The organism is Serratia sp. (in: enterobacteria), from assembly GCF_046715635.1.
In the GTDB taxonomy this organism is placed as follows: Bacteria; Pseudomonadota; Gammaproteobacteria; order Enterobacterales; family Enterobacteriaceae; genus Chania.
Genome location: NZ_JBKJYW010000308.1, coordinates 1 through 3,238, shown reverse-complemented (window position 1 = coordinate 3,238; position 3,238 = coordinate 1). Strand labels below are relative to the sequence as shown.

The window sequence follows — 3,238 nt, the reverse complement described above, 5'->3', positions numbered from 1 at the left end:
CTGAATGCCAACTACATCGCAACCCGCTTGAAAGATGCTTATCCGGTGCTGTATACCGGCCGCGATCACCGCGTGGCGCACGAATGTATTCTGGATATCCGCCCGCTGAAAGAAGAGACAGGCATTAGCGAGATGGATATCGCCAAACGCCTGATCGACTACGGTTTCCATGCGCCGACCATGTCATTCCCGGTGGCAGGCACGCTGATGGTTGAACCGACCGAGTCGGAAAACAAAGTGGAGCTGGATCGCTTTATCGATGCCATGCTGGCGATCCGCAGCGAGATTGACCGAGTGCAGCAAGGCGAATGGCCACTGGAAGACAACCCATTGGTTAACGCACCGCACGTGCAGGCGGAACTGGTTAACGACTGGCAGCATGCTTACAGCCGCGAGCTGGCGGTATTCCCGATAGCGGGCGTGCGTGAGAATAAATACTGGCCGAGCGTGAAGCGCCTGGATGATGTCTACGGCGATCGTAATCTGTTCTGCTCTTGCGTACCGATGAGCGACTACGAATAACACCCTCTGCCAAAATGATGATCGAGGGACACGGCATGATGCCGTGTCCCTTTTTTATTGCGGCACCGCAGCGATTGCGGTTCACTGAGTAACGGGTCACCCGAACGAACAAGGAAACGGTATGAAAGCGGCAGTCGTTAGTACGTTAGGTCAGGCACCACAGTTAGGCATTTTTGCTGCTCCACAGTCATTAGACGGCGAAGTGGCTATCGAAGTGATGGTTGCCGGTATCAAACAGTTGGATCGCGCCATTGTGGCTGGTAAACACTACTCCAGCCCGAAGGATCTGCCGTTTGTCCCTGGTACTGATGGTGTAGGCAGAACACCAGATGGGCAGCGGGTGTACTTTGCTTCTTTTCGCCAGCCACACGGCGCATTGGCCGAGCGTACCGTTGCTTCATGGACGGTTCCAGTGCCCGATGTGCTGGATGATGCGACCGCCGCAGCGTTGATCAATCCGGCGCTAGCGGCGTGGTTGCCGCTGCTCTGGCGTGCCAATATTCAGCCAGGGGAAACTGTCTTGATCATTGGCGCTACCGGCACCTCAGGCAAGCTGGCGGTTGCGGCGGCGCGTCAGGCTGGTGCCGGGCGAATTGTCGCGGCTGGACGGCGGCAGAGCGTTCTGGATGCGTTAGCAGTGGATGCCACGGTGGATCTGAGCCTTGAGGGTATTGAACTACAGCAAGCCTTTACCGCCGCTGCCGGGCCGCAAGGCTATGACGTGGTGGTGGATTATATCTGGGGGCCAGCTACGGAGGCACTGCTGGCGACCTTCAATAATCACGATCTTTCCTCTCATGCTGGTGGGCTGGGCATCCGCTTGGTGAATGTAGGCTCCATGGCTGGGCCCACGATTAGTTTGCCTGCGGCGGTGCTACGCAGTACGCAGTTGCAGATCCTGGGCAGTGGAACGGGCAACTTCCCGCCGATCCCCCAGTTGAAAAATATCGTGGCCGATATTCTGGCGTTGGCGGCCGAAGGGAAAATCAGCGTCGAGACTCAGGAACATGCCTTTACCGATATTGCCGAGGCGTGGGATATCAACAAGCAAAGCGATACCCGCTCTGTTATCCGCATCCGCGACTAAGCGCAGTTAAGGAACAGAAATGACAAAAGTAGTGTTAGTGACCGGTGCCAGCCGTGGGATAGGCCGTGCGACGGCATTATTATTGGCCCAACAGGGCTATGCGGTGGGCGTCAATTATCTGCGCGATAGTGCTGCTGCTGAGCTAGTGGTGGCGCAGATCCGCCAACAGGGTGGCAAGGCGCTGGCTCTGCAAGCAGATATCGCCGAGGAAGCAGAGGTGGTGACGATGTTTGCCGAATTGGAAACCACGTTGGGGCCGATCGATGCACTGGTCAATAACGCAGGCATTCTGTTCCAACAGGCGAGTATTGAGCAACTCACCTCCGAGCGGATCAATAAGGTGCTGACGACCAACGTTACCGGGTATTTTCTCTGCTGCCGCGAAGCGGTAAAACGTATGGCGCTACGCCATGGTGGGCAGGGCGGAGCGATCGTCAACGTGTCTTCCGCTGCGTCGCGCCTGGGGGCTCCGTGGGAATATATAGACTATGCGGCGTCAAAAGGGGCGGTGGATACGTTAACAACCGGTTTGGCGTTGGAAGTGGCGGCACAGGGGATACGTGTCAACGGCGTAAGACCAGGGTGTATTTATACCGAGATGCATGCCAGCGGAGGAGAACCGGGGCGGGTAGATCGGGTGAAGTCAGCGTTGCCAATGCAGCGGGGTGGTCAGCCAGAGGAAGTGGCGCAAGCTGTTGCCTGGCTGCTTTCCGATGCGGCGTCCTACGTCACCGGCAGTTTTATCGAAGCCGCTGGCGGACGTTAAGTACGACAATTGCGGTGTCCCCTCACCCCAACCCTCTCCCACAGGGAGAGGGAGCCAGTTCAGTGTGGTGCTCAGGAGCCGTGATCACTCTGCTTCCCGGTGCAAAAGGAAACTGATTCAGGAGGTTGGTTGGGTAGGTTTCTGTAATTGATAGCAACTCGATCGGTCCCCTCTCCCTGTGGGCTGAGGAATCCCCACTAATTTTTTCTTAGTGGTTACAGAGAATTAGAGAGAGTGTTTTACGAGCAATCTGTTCCATTTTGTTCGTAAATTGGCAGTGAGAGGATCTCGAACGACTTCTCCTTGCCTGCTTAAGGCTATTTATTAGCCCATTACTGGGTGAAAAACGGCCTATTTCTCGTCTCAATTTTTCTGGGGATTCCTCAGCCCTGTGGGAGAGGGTTAGGGTGAGGGGCTTACTCAAACAGATTGTGATGCAGCGTTTGTACCACGCGCTCCGCATCATCGCCCGGCACCAGGAAGCACAGGTTATAGCTGCTGGCTCCGTAACAGATCATGCGGATATTGAACGGATCCAGTACGCCGAATACCTCTTTACCGACGCCGCAAGCCTGTGAAAGTTTGTTGCCGATCAAAGCGACCAGCGCCAGATTTTCTTCTACTTCCACCCGACACAGCGAGGAAAGTTCGGTGAGCAGAGAGGTCGTTAACAGACTGCCGCCAGTGGTCGTAGAGCCGGTGGTATCCATGGTCAATGCCACGCTGACTTCGGAGGTGGTGATCAGATCTACCGAAATATTATGGCGGGCCAGAATGTTGAACACTTCGGCCAGGAAGCCGCGTGCGTGCAACATGTTCAGGCTGTGCAGCGTCAGCAGGGTTTGCTTGCGGCGCAAGGCCAG

At 56.0% G+C, this 3,238-nt stretch carries 3 protein-coding genes and 1 pseudogene; 3 read left to right on the top strand and 1 reads right to left on the bottom strand.

Going from position 1 to position 3,238, the window contains the following annotated elements; genetic code table 11:
• The 3 genes and pseudogenes from ACLQ7H_RS15970 to ACLQ7H_RS15960 form a co-directional block, all read left to right on the top strand.
• Window positions 1-522, top strand: a pseudogene (locus ACLQ7H_RS15970) (glycine dehydrogenase (aminomethyl-transferring)); the annotation flags it as partial.
• Window positions 523-643: 121 nt separating this feature from the next.
• The gene (locus tag ACLQ7H_RS15965) at window positions 644-1,609 is read left to right on the top strand and encodes a zinc-binding alcohol dehydrogenase family protein (protein ID WP_411753525.1); all 966 of its coding nucleotides are present in this window, start codon (window positions 644-646) and stop codon (window positions 1,607-1,609) included.
• Between the two features lie 19 nt (window positions 1,610-1,628).
• Window positions 1,629-2,375 (top strand): SDR family oxidoreductase, encoded by a 747-nt coding sequence (locus tag ACLQ7H_RS15960; RefSeq protein WP_411753524.1) that lies wholly within the window; start codon window positions 1,629-1,631, stop codon window positions 2,373-2,375.
• A gap of 416 nt (window positions 2,376-2,791) precedes the next feature.
• Here ACLQ7H_RS15960 and ACLQ7H_RS15955 read toward each other — a convergent pair.
• Window positions 2,792-3,238 (bottom strand): ACT domain-containing protein (locus ACLQ7H_RS15955; protein ID WP_411753523.1); only part of this gene is annotated, 447 nt, incomplete at its 5' end.

Bases quoted from the DNA above. Each gene is read 5' to 3' on its own strand.
- ACLQ7H_RS15965 (WP_411753525.1), top strand. From the start codon at position 644: ATGAAAGCGGCAGTCGTTAGTACGTTAGGTCAGGCACCACAGTTAGGC.
- ACLQ7H_RS15960 (WP_411753524.1), top strand. From the start codon at position 1,629: ATGACAAAAGTAGTGTTAGTGACCGGTGCCAGCCGTGGGATAGGCCGT.